13 protein-coding genes are annotated in these 13,801 nt (G+C 71.8%); 6 read left to right on the top strand and 7 right to left on the bottom strand.

Going from position 1 to position 13,801, the window contains the following annotated elements; genetic code table 11:
• Positions 1 to 32: 32 nt before the first annotated feature.
• The 7 genes from TBIS_RS03540 to TBIS_RS03510 all read right to left on the bottom strand — a co-directional run bounded on the left by TBIS_RS03540 (position 33) and on the right by TBIS_RS03510 (position 7,497).
• The gene (locus tag TBIS_RS03540) at positions 33 to 701 is read right to left on the bottom strand and encodes a response regulator transcription factor (RefSeq protein ID WP_013130965.1); all 669 of its coding nucleotides are present in this window, start codon (positions 699 to 701) and stop codon (positions 33 to 35) included.
• An 816-nt stretch (positions 702 to 1,517) separates the two neighbouring features.
• Positions 1,518 to 2,000 (bottom strand): bacterioferritin, encoded by a 483-nt coding sequence (bfr, locus tag TBIS_RS03535; protein ID WP_013130964.1) that lies wholly within the window; start codon positions 1,998 to 2,000, stop codon positions 1,518 to 1,520.
• Positions 2,001 to 2,011: 11 nt separating this feature from the next.
• Positions 2,012 to 2,188 (bottom strand): (2Fe-2S)-binding protein, encoded by a 177-nt coding sequence (locus tag TBIS_RS20200; protein ID WP_013130963.1) that lies wholly within the window; start codon positions 2,186 to 2,188, stop codon positions 2,012 to 2,014.
• Positions 2,189 to 2,268: 80 nt separating this feature from the next.
• The gene (locus TBIS_RS03525) at positions 2,269 to 3,282 is read right to left on the bottom strand and encodes an adenylate/guanylate cyclase domain-containing protein (RefSeq protein ID WP_013130962.1); all 1,014 of its coding nucleotides are present in this window, start codon (positions 3,280 to 3,282) and stop codon (positions 2,269 to 2,271) included.
• Positions 3,283 to 3,314: 32 nt separating this feature from the next.
• Positions 3,315 to 3,818: a PH domain-containing protein gene (locus tag TBIS_RS03520; protein ID WP_013130961.1), complete on the bottom strand. Its 504-nt coding sequence runs from the start codon at positions 3,816 to 3,818 to the stop codon at positions 3,315 to 3,317.
• A 68-nt stretch (positions 3,819 to 3,886) separates the two neighbouring features.
• The gene (locus TBIS_RS03515; protein WP_013130960.1) at positions 3,887 to 4,705 is read right to left on the bottom strand and encodes a biotin--[acetyl-CoA-carboxylase] ligase; all 819 of its coding nucleotides are present in this window, start codon (positions 4,703 to 4,705) and stop codon (positions 3,887 to 3,889) included.
• Positions 4,706 to 4,824: 119 nt separating this feature from the next.
• Positions 4,825 to 7,497, bottom strand: coding sequence for a phosphoenolpyruvate carboxylase (locus TBIS_RS03510; RefSeq protein ID WP_013130959.1), 2,673 nt, complete (start codon positions 7,495 to 7,497; stop codon positions 4,825 to 4,827).
• A 362-nt stretch (positions 7,498 to 7,859) separates the two neighbouring features.
• On the opposite strand from TBIS_RS03510, the gene TBIS_RS03505 reads away from it, so the two are divergent.
• The 6 genes from TBIS_RS03505 to TBIS_RS03480 all read left to right on the top strand — a co-directional run bounded on the left by TBIS_RS03505 (position 7,860) and on the right by TBIS_RS03480 (position 13,799).
• A complete protein-coding gene (locus tag TBIS_RS03505; RefSeq protein WP_013130958.1) occupies positions 7,860 to 9,449 on the top strand; it encodes an acyl-CoA carboxylase subunit beta in 1,590 nt (529 codons plus the stop codon).
• Positions 9,446 to 9,661, top strand: coding sequence for an acyl-CoA carboxylase epsilon subunit (locus tag TBIS_RS18035; RefSeq protein ID WP_013130957.1), 216 nt, complete (start codon positions 9,446 to 9,448; stop codon positions 9,659 to 9,661). The genes TBIS_RS03505 and TBIS_RS18035 overlap by 4 nt, the downstream gene beginning before the upstream one ends.
• A 138-nt stretch (positions 9,662 to 9,799) precedes the next feature.
• On the top strand, positions 9,800 to 10,714 hold the full coding sequence (locus TBIS_RS03495) for an NYN domain-containing protein (protein ID WP_013130956.1): 915 nt from the start codon (positions 9,800 to 9,802) through the stop codon (positions 10,712 to 10,714).
• Between the two features lie 60 nt (positions 10,715 to 10,774).
• A complete protein-coding gene (locus tag TBIS_RS03490) occupies positions 10,775 to 12,397 on the top strand; it encodes an AlkA N-terminal domain-containing protein (protein WP_013130955.1) in 1,623 nt (540 codons plus the stop codon).
• A 108-nt stretch (positions 12,398 to 12,505) separates the two neighbouring features.
• Positions 12,506 to 13,000: a methylated-DNA--[protein]-cysteine S-methyltransferase gene (locus TBIS_RS03485; protein WP_013130954.1), complete on the top strand. Its 495-nt coding sequence runs from the start codon at positions 12,506 to 12,508 to the stop codon at positions 12,998 to 13,000.
• Between the two features lie 55 nt (positions 13,001 to 13,055).
• Positions 13,056 to 13,799, top strand: coding sequence for an NPCBM/NEW2 domain-containing protein (locus tag TBIS_RS03480; protein ID WP_158306175.1), 744 nt, complete (start codon positions 13,056 to 13,058; stop codon positions 13,797 to 13,799).
• Positions 13,800 to 13,801 lie beyond the last annotated feature (2 nt).

Here is a 13,801-nt window from a genome sequence, read left to right as displayed (position 1 = left end):
CTCCTCCCCAGCGGCCATCCCATGGAGCCCGCCTAATCGCGCTCGAAGCGGAAGCCGACTCCCCGGACCGTGGTGATGTACCGCGGCTTGGACGCGTCATCGCCCAGCTTGCGGCGCAGCCACGAGATGTGCATGTCCAGCGTCTTGGTCGACCCCCACCAGTTGGTGTCCCACACCTCGCGCATGATCTGCTCGCGGGTGACGACCTTGCCGGCGTCCCGCACGAGCACGCGGAGCAGGTCGAACTCCTTGGTGGTGAGGTGCAGCTCCTTGTCCCCGAGCCAGGCCCGGCGCGAATCGGCGTCGATCCGCACACCTTGCACCACCGGTGTCTCGGACTGGCCGCGCCGTAGCAGCGCCCGTACCCGAGCGAGCAGCTCGGCGAGGCGGAACGGCTTGGTCACATAGTCGTCGGCACCGGCGTCGAGCCCGACCACGGTGTCGACCTCGTCGACGCGGGCGGTGAGGATCAGGACCGGAGTGCCGTGTCCCTCCGCCCGGATACGGCGGGCGACCTCGAGCCCGTCCATCTCGGGCAGGCCGAGATCCAGCACGATCAAATCGATGCCCCCCGACAGCGCCCTCTCGAGGGCCTGCGGGCCATCAGGGCTCACCTCGACCTGGTAGCCCTCCCGGCGCAGTGCGCGCGCGAGCGGCTCGGAAATCGAGGTGTCATCCTCGGCGAGAAGTACGCAGGTCATGTTAGAGATCGTAGGACCTTAAGCGATCGTTTCCCGGCTACAGCGTGCAGTTTGACTTTACGTTGACCCACATCTTGACCTGGGCAAACGCTGTCAAATACAGGATAGCCACCGCACAAGCACCAGAAAGCAAGTGACATTTATTCCGTTTAGTTAAGACCTAACCGTAGAACTATCTGAAATAACGAATCTTTTGCCCGGAAATATGCGCAGGATCGGGCGAACCGCGTCCGGTTTCGCGCCGGCCGGATGGCACGGGAGGGCGATGCGAAGCGCACCCGGGTGCCGGCGGGTGCGGATCCCCGGGCTCCACGGGTCCCCTGCGGCCCGGGGAGAGGCGTCGCGGGGCGCGCCTGGTCCACCTGATGCATGCGCTTCTATCACGGGCGCCCGGCGCGGCGCCGTACGGCACGCCGGTCATACCGCCCACCGGCCGCGGAGGGGTGCGCATGCGCGGCGCCGCCACCTCCGGGTGGGCTCTCATCGCGAGCCGCAGCGCGGCGCCGTACAGCACGGCAGTGCCGATCACGGGGCGCCATGCCGGCCGCGAACCGCACAGGGCACCGCGCGCGGGCACGCCGGACCGGCCGGCGGGCGGCTCCCCGCCACCCCGGACCGGCCGGCGGGCGGCTCCCCGCGCACGCCGGCGAACGGGAGAGACGATGATCCGACGCCCGGCGACGCCCCCAGGGGTCACTTGCGCGACGGCAGTGCCTGGCGCGCAGTGCCGGGCCGGGCTCCACCGGCCCGCACCTGACGCGGGCCCGGCCGGAGCCGGGAAGCACGTGATCGTCCGGAGCGGCGTGATCGCCCGGATCAGTCCGATTCGGCGTCGCCGATGTAGTGCTGCAGGTAGAGCTGCTCGCCGAGGGCCTCGATCAGGCCGAGCTCGGTCTCCAGGTAGTCGATATGCTCTTCCTCGTCCTCGAGGATCTTCTCGAAGATCCGCGCCGAGGTGATGTCGCCGCGCTCCCGCATCGTGACGATGCCGGTGCGCAGCCGATCGACGACGCCCTGCTCGAGCGCGAGGTCGGCCTCGAGCTGCTCCTTGACCGTCTGCCCGATGTGCAGGGTGCCGAGCCGCTGGTAGTTCGGCAGGCCTTCCAGGAAGATGATCCGGTCGGTGAGCCACTCGGCGTGGCGCATCTCGCCGAACGACTCGTCCCGGGTCTGCTCCGCGAGCTTGCGGTACCCCCAGTTCTCCTGCAGCTTGGAGTGGAGGAAGAACTGGTTGATCGCGGTCAGTTCGGCGGTGAGCTGCTCATTGAGCAGCGTGATGACCTCTGGGTCCCCCCGCATGAATGCCCCCGTTATGCGCTGGTGACCAATTCCGTCCGTTTCAGGATCGCACAGAGCCGGCGGACGCAGATAGCGCAGTCACTGCCCGCCCCGGTGGCGTCCCTGATCTGGCGCGCGCTCTTGGCACCAGCGGCGATGGCCTCGAGGACCTCGCTCTCCGTCACCGCACGGCAGATACAGGCGTACATGCTGCAGGGAGACCCTTCTCAGTAGGTTAGGCAAACCTAACTATAGCCAGGTAAGGCTTACCTTGCCTACGTGTGCTGGGTCACTTTTCGCCCTCGGGACGGTCAGGGCGGGCCCGCCGCAGCACGTACGGGCGGATGGTCCCGACACCGCGGACCGGCCGGGCGCGCAGCCTGACCAGGTGGAAGCCCGCGACCCCGTTGAGCGCGCCGGCCAGCTCGGCGTCGGCGATGATCGTCCCCGGCCGCGCGATCGAGGTGAGCCGGGCGGCGAGGTTGACCGTGGCGCCGAAGACGTCCCCCATGAGCGGCACCACCGGCCCGTACGCGAGCCCGATCCGGACGTCCGGGCCGCTCTTGTCACGTTTCAACTCGCTCACCAGGTCGAGCGCGATGGAGGCGACCCCGGACGGCTCGTCGCTGGTGAACAGCACCTCGTCCCCCAGGGTCTTGACCAGCCGACCTCCGTGGGCCGCGATCACGTCGGATGCCCGGCTCTCGAACCGCTCGACCAGCTCGGCGAGGGCCGGCTCGTCCAGCTCCCGGGACACCTTGGTGAAGGCCACGAGGTCGGCGAAGCCCACCGCCAGGCACGGGCGGCCGGGCTGGGCCTCCTCCCCCTCGGCGAGCGAGAGCAGCCGGCTCGTCGCCACGCTGAGCTGCGACCGCCACACGTGGACGAGCATCTGCTCGAAGTCGGGCAGCAACCGGCGGGTCGTCTCCATGACCCGCTCCAGGTCGGCCTCGCCGGGCCTGCCGGGCTGCTCGAGCAAGGAGCTCGTCATGATCTCCGCCTGCCACTGGGCGAGCCGCGCCGTGGTACGGCCCAGCGCCCGCGCCATGCGGATCGTGGTCTGCTCGTCGAGCAGGCCCGCCTCGAGGTGCGCGCGCACCCGCCGCAGCGCCGCCACGTCGGCCTCGGAGAACGCCACCGCGTCGTCGGCCGGGGCCGGGAAGCCGAGCGCCCGCCAGATCCGGGATGCGAAGTCCGGCCGCACCCCGGCCGCCTCGATCACCTGACGGCGGGTATAGACCGGCTGCGATCCGGCGACCAGCCATCGCACGTCATCGGCGCTGGGCTTCCCCCCGGTATCCACGTCTCCTCCCTGACGGGCGCGCGTACGGCGGCTCAGCCGTCGTCCCGGCCCGCGTCCTCCACCAGCCGGAACAGCTCCAGCCGGACGAGCTGGATCTTGGGAATGTCCCGGTAGTCGATCTCACCCTTCTCCGAGGCCGACTCCACTCGGAGTGTGCCGCAACCGAGCAGGCGCTCGATGAACCGCTGGTCCGAGCTCACGCTGTTGACCTTGGTGAGCGGGATGTCGTCCTCCGACCGGTTCAGGATCCCCGTGCTGATCGCGAACCGGTGCGTGGTCAGCGTGTAGGTGGTCGTCTTCCACCGCAGGAAGGGGATCACCGACCACAGCATGAGCGCCACGAAGGCCACCACGGCCACCGCGATGCGGGCGTACTTCGCGAACTCGTACTCACCCGGGATCGCGTAGATCGCGACGGCGGCCGCCCCGGTCACGGCGATGAACGCCAGCGTGGGCAGCACGAGCCGCTTCCAGTGCGGGTGGAAGGACAAGACGATCCGCTCGCCCTCGGTGAGGTAGTGCTCCGGGAGGCCCATGTGGCAAATCGTGACACGTTCCCAGCCGGTCCGCAGCCCGCCGATGCCGGCGGATTCCGCACGGCGCGTCAGCGCGGGCGCAGGTGGACCACGTCGCCGGCGCTCAGCGTGTGCAGCCGGCCCTCCGCCCGCACGAGCAGGTGGCCGTCCTGGTCGATGCCGGTGGCCTGCCCGGTGAGCGCGTACCCGCCGGGCAGCTCGACCCGGACCTCGCGCCCCACCGTGGCCGAGGAGGCGAGGTACGCGGAGCGCAGCCCGCTGGCCTCCGCGTCCCCGTCGGCCTCGGTCCAGTCCCGGTAGTGCGACTCGAGCTCCCGGAGGATCGCCCGCAGCAGCGGGTCCCGGTCGGTGCAGGCCGCCTTCTCGATCGCGAGGGACGTGGCCTGCTCCACGGGAAGCTCGTCGGGCCGGAGGGTGACGTTGATCCCGATCCCGACGACGACCGCCCCGTCCACCCGCTCGGCGAGGACGCCCCCGAGCTTGCGCTCGCCGACGAGCAGGTCGTTGGGCCACTTGAGCCGGACGTCGACCTGCGCGATCCGCCGTATCGCCGAGGCGGCCGCCAGCCCGGCGAGCAGCATCAGCCACCCCTGGCGCGCGGGGCGCACGGTGGGCCGGAGCAGGACGGAGAACGTGAGCCCCGCCCGCGGCGGCGCGGTCCAGGTGCGGCCGAGCCTGCCGCGCCCGGCCGACTGCACCTCCGCGACCAGCACCGTGCCCTCGGCGGCGCCCTGCCGGGCCGCCTCGGCCAGGTCGGCGTTGGTCGACCCGGTCCGCGCGACCACGGTGACGGACGACCACAGGGATCCCGGGCGCACCAGGGCCCGCTGGAGCGCGGCCGCGGACAGCGGCGGGCGGTCGAGATCGGTGTAGGGGGATTCCGTCACCTCTTCAGCGTATCCGCGGGGGCCCGCCGGCCTGCCGGACGCGGCCGCCCTGCGGTACGGCCCCGCCGGCGCGGCCGTCGGCGGGCCCGGGCCGTCCGGCCGGCCCGGGCGCACCGGCGTCAGCCGGTGTTCTGCAGGCCGGCCGCCACGCCGTTCACGCTGAGCAGCAGCAGGGTGGACAGGCGCTCGCGCTCCGTCTCGGACAGGCCGCCCGCCCGAAGCGCCGCGAGGGCGCGGAGCTGCAGGTGGCTCAGCGCGTCCACGTAGGGGTTGCGGAGCTGCACCGCCCGGGAGAGCACGCGCCGGTTCTCCAGCAGCCGGCGGTGGCCGGTCACCTCGAGCACCAGCCTCCGGGTGAGGTCGTACTCGCCGAGGACCTGCTCGGCGAAGTCCTCCCGGCCGCCGAGCGCGAGGTACCGGGCCGCGATGGCCCGGTCGGTCTTGGCGAGCGACATCTCCGCGTTGTCCATCATCGAGGCGAACAGCGGCCACTCCCGGTACGCCGCGCGGAGCTCGTCCATGCCGCGGCTGGCCTCGGCCGCGGCGAGCCCGCTGCCCAGGCCGTACCAGCCGGGGAGGTTGACCCGGGTCTGCGCCCAGGCGAAGACCCACGGGATGGCCCGCAGGTCGTCGAGCGAGCGCGGCGCGCCCAGGCCGCGCCGGGGCGGCCGGGACCCGATCCGCAGCCGGCCGATCTCCTCGAGCGGGCTCACCAGGGCGAACCACTCCGGGAACCCCGGCGCCTCGACCAGCGCCCGGTAGGCGCGCTCGGACGCGGCGGCCACCAGCTCGGCGAGCTCGCGGAACCGTGCCGCCGCCTCGGCCGCCTTCGACTCCACGGCCGGGGTGGAGGCGAGCAGCACGGCGTTGGTGACCTGCTCGATGTGCCGGCGGGCGATCTCCGCGTGGCCGTACCGGGCGAAGATGACCTCGCCCTGCTCGGTCACCTTGAACCGGCCCGCGACCGAGCCGGGCGCCTGGGCGAGCACCGCGCGGTTCGCCGGTCCGCCGCCCCGCCCCAGGGCGCCGCCGCGGCCGTGGAACAGGGTGAGCCGGATGTCGTTCGCCCTGGCCCACTCGGCCAGCGCGGCCTGCGCGTCGTACAGCCGGAGCGTGGCGGCCGCCGGGCCGATCTCCTTGGCCGAGTCGGAGTAGCCGAGCATGACCTCCAGGCGGCGCCCGTTCGCCGCGAGGCGCTCGCGCACCGGCTCGAGCCGGAGCATGCCGTCGAGGACCTCGGGAGCGTGCTCCAGGTCGTCGCCCGACTCGAAGAGCGGCACCACGTCGAGCACCGGCGCCCGGTCGCCGAGGGCGTGCCGGGCGAGCTCGTACACGGCGGCGATGTCCGCGGCCGACCGGGTGAAGGAGACGATGTACCGGGAGCAGGCCGCCACCCCGAACCGCTCCTGGATCCAGGCGATGGTCCGGAACGTGGCGAGGACCTCCTCGGTGCGCTCCGAGAGGCTGCCCGAGGCGATCTCCTTGAGCGCGACCGCGTGCACCTCGGAGTGCTGGCGGATCTCCAGCTCGGCGAGGTGGAACCCGAACGTCTCCACCTGCCAGATCAGGTGCTGCAGCTCGCCGTAGGCCTGCCGTACGGCTCCCGCGTCGCGGAGCGAGCGCTGCACGAGCCGCAGGTCGGCGAGGAGCTCGTCCGGGGAGCGGTAGGCGAGGTCCAGGTCGCGGCGGCGGGTGGCCGCGATCCGCGCCGCCACGAAGAGCAGCCACTGCCGGTGCGGCTCCCGGGGCGAGCGCTTGGCCAGCTCGCTCATCAGGTCCGGGTGGTCGCCCTCCGCCTGGGCGATCGCCGCGCTGAGCTCGGCGGACGGCGGGGTGAACAGGTTGGCGACGGTGAGCGCGCGCCCGATCCGGGAGGTGGCGTTCTCCAGCGCGATGAGCACGTGCTCGGCCTGGATCTGGATGGCCTCCCGGGTCACCCGCGCGGTGACGTAGGGGTTGCCGTCCCGGTCGCCGCCGATCCAGCTCCCGAAGCGGATGAACGCCCTCGCCCGCGGCTCCCTGGTGCCGGTGCCGGGGGCGAGCGCGGCGTCGAGGGTCCGGTAGATCTTGGGCACGACCCGGAAGAGGGTCTCGTCGAACACCGCCATCGCGGTGCGCACCTCGTCGAGCGGGTCGAGCTTGGTGGGCCTGAGCTGGGCGGTCCGCCAGAGGATGTCGATCTCCTCGATCAGCCGCCGCTTCGCCTCCTCGCGCTCGCTCGCGCCGGCGGCCGTGCGGTACACGCCGAGCTGGGCGCTGATCCGCTGGATCGCGGTGACGATCGCCCGGCGCCGCGCCTCGGTGGGGTGCGCGGTGAGCACCGGGTGGAACTCCAGGTTTTCGATCAGGTCGCCGAGCCGCTCGTCGTCCCGCAGCCGCTCCACGGCCTCGGCGATCGACTCGCGGAGCGGAACTCCGCCCTGGTCCCGCTGCCGCAGGCTGCGGATGCGGTGGTGCTCCTCGGCGAGGTTGACCAGGTGGAAGTAGCAGGTGAAGGCCCGGGCGATCTGCACCGCGCGGTCGATCGGCCACTCCGCCACCATGGCGGCGATCTCATCGGCGGTGGTCTCCCCGCGCTTGGCGGCGATCACCGCCTTGCGCAGCCGTTCCACGTCGGCGAGCAGATCCGGCCCACCCTGTTCGGCGATCACCTGGCCGAGCAGCTCACCGAGCAGGCGGACGTCGGCGCGGAGTTCGTCGGGCATTTCGGCGACGGCGTCGAGCCGCTCGGATACGCCTTCGGATCCTGGCTCGGGAGCACCGTTCGCAGCGGTGTGGGCAATGGCGGCCATGCCGTTGAGGCTAGCCAATTTCGTCGGGTGATCAGACCTCTGCGCGGGACGACATTTGCCCACACTTCACACCACGTGCTTTTCGCTCACCCTTCGCGGGTTTCCGCGGGTTCCGGCCCTGTTCTTTCACGGCGTTTCATGGCCGAATCACCGGCCGGCCGCACGCCGACCGGTCACCGCGGCCGCCGCGAGGGCCCGTGCCCGCGGGCGGCCGTCCCGGCCGGGCCGGGCAGGACGGCACACCGGATGCGCCACCCTGCCCCCATCGACGATCGGCGGCTCGTTACCCTGTCCGTCGTGATTGCGGAGCGAACCCGGCGGACGCGCGGGCCGGGCCGCGAGCGAGGAGTGGTGGGAGACGGATGAGCGCCGAACGCGCCCAGGAGATCGACATCCACACGACCGCCGGCAAGATCAAGGATCTTGAGCGCCGCCTTGAGGAGGCGTTGCACGCCGGCTCCCAGCGAGCGGTGGAGAAGCAGCACGCCAAGGGCAAGATGACCGCCCGGGAGCGGCTCGCCCTCCTGCTCGATGAGGGGTCCTTCGTCGAGTTCGACGAGCTCGCCAGGCACCGGTCGACCAGCTTCGGCCTCGACCGCGAGCGGCCGTACGGCGACGGCGTGGTGACCGGGTACGGGACGATCGACGGCCGCCACGTCGCGGTGTTCGCGCAGGACTTCACGGTCTTCGGCGGATCGCTCGGCGAGGTCTTCGGCGAGAAGATCGTCAAGGTGATGGACCACGCGCTGAAGACCGGCTGCCCGATCATCGGGATCAACGACTCGGGCGGCGCCCGGATCCAGGAGGGCGTGGTCGCCCTCGGGCTCTACGCCGAGATCTTCAAGCGCAACGTCCACGCCTCCGGCGTGATCCCGCAGATCTCCCTGATCATGGGGCCGTGCGCCGGCGGGGCGGTCTACTCCCCCGCCCTGACCGACTTCATCCTGATGGTCCAGGAGACCTCGCACATGTTCATCACCGGGCCGGACGTGATCAAGGCGGTCACCGGTGAGGAGGTCACCTTCGAGGAGCTGGGCGGCGCGCACACCCACGGCACCAAGTCGGGGGTGGCCCACTACGAGGCGGCCGACGAGGTGGACTGCCTGGAGTTCGCCAAGGCGCTCCTGTCCTACCTGCCGTCCAACAACATGGAGGACCCGCCGGTCTACGACACCGAGGTCACGCTCGAGATCACCGACGCCGACCGGGAGCTGGACACGCTCATCCCGGACTCGGCGAACCAGCCGTACGACATGCACACGGTGATCCGGCACGTCCTCGACGACGGCGACTTCCTCGAGCTCCAGGCGGGCTACGCGCCGAACATCATCATCGGGTTCGGCCGGGTCGAGGGACACTCGGTCGGCGTGGTGGCGAACCAGCCGATGCACTTCGCCGGGACGCTCGACATCGCCGCGTCGGAGAAGGCCGCCCGGTTCGTCCGGACCTGCGATGCCTTCAACATCCCGGTCCTCACCTTCGTGGACGTGCCCGGCTTCCTCCCCGGCACCGACCAGGAGTGGAACGGCATCATCCGGCGGGGCGCCAAGCTCCTCTACGCGTACGCCGAGGCGACGGTGCCGCTGGTGACGGTCATCACCCGGAAGGCGTACGGCGGGGCCTACGACGTCATGGGCTCCAAGCACCTGGGGGCGGACATCAACCTCGCCTGGCCCACCGCCCAGATCGCGGTGATGGGCGCCCAGGGCGCGGTCAACATCCTCTACCGGCGCGAGCTGGCGCAGGCCGAGGACCCCGAGGCGGCGCGCGCCCGCTTCATCACCGAGTACGAGGACACGTTCGCCAACCCCTACATCGCCGCCGACCGCGGGTACGTGGACGCGGTGATCCGCCCGTCGCACACCCGGGTGCACATCATCCGCGCGCTGCGCGCGCTCAGGAACAAGCGCAAGAGCCTGCCCCCGAAGAAGCACGGGAACATCCCGCTATGAGCGAGCCCGAGCCGTACCTGAAGATCGTCAAGGGGAACGTGACGCCCGAGGAGGTGGCGGCGCTCGTCGCCGCCATCGCGGCCCGCACGGCGCCCGCTACCCAGCCCGTACGGAAGGTCGATAACTGGAGAAATCCGGCATATCGGATGCGTGTCAGCCCGCTGCGCGGGCATGTGACATGGCGCACCGCCTTCTTCCCCGGCCCGAGGTGACCCGGGCCGGGGTGAGCTGGTGTAGACCTTTCGGTCACATTGTCAGATCAAGGTGTCAGCCCGTCCGGGAGTTGGGACTATCTAGGAAGTGGGGGAATATAGCCAGCCTTTGCCAAGTGCCGAGTCCTGGAGGACACCATGGCCATCCCGGACTTCCATCATCCACATCCCACCTCCAAGTTCGCACTGCTGGTCGATGTTGGGTACCTGTACGCGGCCGCGGGTGAGGTGCTGTTAGGGGCCAAGGAGCGCAAAGAGTTCCGGGTGCGTGCCGACGAGCTCATCAAGTCGCTCCAGAAGCACGCGGCCGAGCGCATTCCGGGCGGTGAGCTGTTGCGGGTCTATTGGTACGACGCCGCCCGGGACCGGGTGCCGACCGTCGATCAGCGGGTGATCGCCCAGCTCCCCTGGGTGAAGGTCCGGTTGGGCAACCTGAACGCGCGTGGGCAGCAGAAGGGCGTGGACGCGCAGATCCGCAGTGACCTGGAGGCGTTGGCGCGGCACCACGCGGTGAGTGACACCATCTTGATCGCCGGTGACGAGGACATGGTGCCCGCCGTTGAGGCCGCTCAGGCGTACGGGGTGCGCGTCCATCTTTGGGGTGTCGAGCCGCCCTTCGGCACCAACCAGGCCGAGCGGCTGGTGTGGGAGTCGGACACTGTGGAGATCTTGAGCGCCGACTTCCTCCGGCCGTACTTCACCCGTGTGCCGCCGGTGCCGTCCGTGCCCTCGCCCGCCCAGGTGTTCGCCAACCGCGCCCCCAAGCCGGCGCCGAAGGCGTCGAAGCTGGGCCCGGCGCGCAGCCAGGTGGAGGAGGTGGGCGAGCACGTCGCGCAGAAGTGGATCCTCACCCGGGGCCGGGACAACATCCGCGACCTGCTGCCCGGGCCGATGCTCCCGCCGGTGATCGACACCGAGCTGCTGATCGAGGCGGAGAAGGAGCTCGGCCACTCGCTCCGGCCCTACCCGGAGGCGCGCATCTGGCTGCGCGACGGCTTCTGGGCCCGCGTCTACCGGGAGTTCAACCTCGGGGTGGGCGTCTCGAACAAGTGACCGCGAGGTCCGATTTCCGCGAGCGCGTTCGCACGCCCGGCGCATAACGTCGGACCCGTGGTGACGGGACGGCTCGACTTCGACACGTGCTACGCGGCGGTGTCCGCGCGCGACCCGCGGTTCGACGGGCGCTTCGTCACGGCCGTCCTCACCACCGGGATCTACTGCCGTCCGATCTGCCCCGCCCGCACCCCGGCTCGCGAGAACGTGCGCTTCTACCGGCACGCCGCCGCGGCCGAGGCGGACGGGTTCCGGCCGTGCCGCCGCTGCCGCCCGGAGCTCAGCCCGGGCGACCCGGGATGGAACACCCGCTCCGACCTGGTGGGGCGGGCGCTCCGGCTGATCGACGAGGGGGTCGCCGACGAGCTCGGCGTCGCCGGGCTCGCCCACCGGCTGCACGTGAGCGAACGGCACCTGCACCGGCTGTTCACCGCCGAGCTCGGCGTCGGTCCCCTCGCCGTGGCCCGGACGAGACGGCTCCTGCTCGCGAAGCGGCTGCTCACCGAGACCGCCCTGCCCGTCACCGACGTCGCCTTCGCCGCGGGGTTCGGCAGCGTCCGCCAGTTCAACGCGGTGATCAAAGAGTCGTACGGCCTCACCCCCGGGGAGCTGCGCCGGTCGGCCCGCCCGGCGGGGCGGCCGGCCGAACCGGGACCGGCGGGCGGTCCCGCCGCGCTCACCTTGCGGCTCGGCTACCGCCGGCCCTACGACGCCGGGGCGCTGCTGCGCTTCCTCGCCGCCCGCGCGATCCCGGGCGTGGAGCACGTCACCCGGCCGGCCGGCGACGGTGCCGGGCCCCGGCGCGGGGAGGCCGACGCGCCGCGCTACACCCGGGCCATCCCCGGCGGATCGCTCACGATCACCCCGGCCGAGGACCACCTGCGGCTCACCGTGCGCACCGCGGACATCCGGCGGCTCGCCAAGATCGTGTCCCGGTGCCGGCGGCTGTTCGACCTCGACGCCGATCCCGACGCCATCGCCGCCGTGCTCGGCTCGACCGGCCTCGCGCCGCTGGTGGCGCGGCGGCCGGGGCTGCGGGTGCCCGGCGCCTTCGACGGGTTCGAGCTCGCGGTGCGCGCCGTGGTCGGCCAGCAGATCTCGGTCGCCGCGGCCCGGACGATCCTCGGCCGGATCGCCGCCCGGGCCGGGTCACCGGCGGCCCCGGCGGATCAGCCGCCCGATCGATCACCGGATCGGCCGCTCGGGGCTGGGCGGGCCGCCGGGCCGGACGGTGTGGCACCGCCGCCGGACGGAGCCGGCCCGCCGGTGGAGGACCCGCCCGAGGGCGGCCCGCCGGGGGGCGAGCCGCCGGAGTGCGCCCTGCTCTTCCCGGCCGCCGACCGGCTGGCCGGGGCCGACCTGACCGGGCTGGGGCTCACCACCCGCCGGATCGCCACCCTCACCGCGCTCGCCGAGGCCGTGGCGAGCGGGCGGATCGACCTCGACGGCGCCCAGGACCCGGCGGAGACCGTGGCGCTGCTCCGGGAGATCCCCGGCATCGGCCCGTGGACCGCGAGCTACATCGCCCTGCGCGCGATCCGCGACCCCGACGCCTGGCCGGAGGGCGACCTGGGCCTGGTGCGGGCCATGCGCCGGCTCGGCATTCCGCCCGCCGAGGTCGAGCGCTGGCGGCCGTGGCGGGCGTACGCCGCCGTGCACCTGTGGCACGCGGACGGCGGGTGAGCACCGGCTCGCGCGCGAACTCCCTGGTCAGGGCGTGCCGCCCCTGGCCGACGTCACCCTGGCAGACTGACAGCGAAGGAGGGTGCGGCCGGCAGGCCGCGACGAGAGATGATCACCTATCAGGTCGTTCCCACCCCGGTCGGTCCCCTCGCCATGCTCGCCCACGACGGCCCGCTGGTCGCGGCCGGGTTCACCGCCGACCCCCGGGAGCTCTTCGTACGGCTGCCGCAGCGGCTCCAGGAGCTGCCGCTGGTGGCGGGCGACCTCGCCGAGGCCGCGGAGGCGGTCCGCGCGTACGTCGACGGGGAGCTCGACGCGCTCGACCGGGTCCCGGTGGCCGAGCAGGCGGGCACGCCCACCCGGCGGCGGCTCTACGCGGCGCTGCGCGCCGTGCCCGCCGGGGCCACGGTGACGTACGGCCAGCTCGCGGAGAAGGCCGGGCTGCCGCGGACCGCGGCGCGGGCGGCGGGCACCGCGTGCGCGCAGAACCTGATCGCCCCGTTCGTGCCGTGCCACCGGGTGCTGCCGGCGACCGGCGGATACGGCGGCTATTACTACGGCAGCCACATCAAGCAATGGCTGCTCACCCACGAACGCCGCTGATCACAACACCGTCAATGAAGAACCTCACCCGCCGGCACCTCGCTATGGTCAAAGCGTGAAAAGGCTTAACGCGCCGGCTCCACAGCACAGCCAAACGCATACCGGTGGAACCGACTCAAACGTGAAGGCGGCCGTCATCGGCGTCGTCGGCACCCTTGCCGCGACGGTGCTGGGCGGAGTGTTCTCGATCGTGACCGGGCTGTTGGAGATCGGTTGGGGCAACAACGTCACCGGGGAGCAAGCCCCGAAGGCCCAGAGCACGGTGACCGTGACGGCCACGGCGACGACGACGGTCACGGCCGAAGCCGCGGTCCCCATCGGCCAGAGCGACGACTCCAGCGCGTCCTCTCCACCCGACGGCGAAGGGCGAACCGTCCACCTTTCCGATCTCACCCCAGTGGGAAACGCGTGGCTGCAGGGCTCTTTCCCCCTGTCCGGGACCCGGTATCGCAAGAGCCTGGCCATCGCGAGATTGGACACCTGCTCTGAGCAATGGACGCTCTACGAGCTGGACCGCCCATATGCCCGCTTCCAGGCGACGGTCGGAGTGAGCGACAACGCAGAACGGGATGATCAGCTCGAAACGGTGAACTTCACCATTTATGCGGACCGCAACGAAGATGGCGAGCCGGATAGGGACGAACAGCTCGGCACGAGAGCCGCTACGTTCCGCTCACCCGCCACCTTCGACGTCGCCTTGAACGGGACGACGCGCTTGATCCTCGCGGCCTCCCTAGAGGTCTGCGGTATCGGCTACCGGACGATCGCCGTCTGGGGCGATCCCCGCGTTATCGGGTGATG

The organism is Thermobispora bispora DSM 43833, from assembly GCF_000092645.1.
GTDB lineage: Bacteria > Actinomycetota > Actinomycetes > Streptosporangiales > Streptosporangiaceae > Thermobispora > Thermobispora bispora.
This window is presented reverse-complemented; position numbering and strand designations above follow the sequence as displayed.